Below are 264 nucleotides of genomic sequence, written 5' to 3' on the forward strand. Positions count from 1 at the left end.
CCCGCGCCGGGGTGCTGGTCGGGGGTCGTGCCACCGTCGAGGACGCCTACGCCTACGCCAAGTTCGCACGGGTCGTACTGGGCACCAACGACGTCGACTTCCGTGCCCGTGCTTGCAGCGACGAGGAGACGGCATTCCTGGCCCACCAGGTCGCCGGCGCCGGGATGCCGGTGGCCTACGACGACCTCGAGCACGCACCCGTCGTCCTCCTGGCCGGACTCGAGCCGGAGGAAGAATCGCCGATGATCTTCCTGCGCCTGCGCA

General features: G+C 70.1%; 1 pseudogene. It reads left to right on the plus strand.

The features are described 5' to 3' along the window. A pseudogene (locus B4L26_RS08245) lies at positions 1–264 on the plus strand (NADH-quinone oxidoreductase subunit G); the annotation flags it as partial.

The sequence above is a fragment of the Gordonia sp. UBA7599 genome, assembly GCA_002477755.1.
Classification (GTDB): domain Bacteria; phylum Actinomycetota; class Actinomycetes; order Mycobacteriales; family Mycobacteriaceae; genus Gordonia.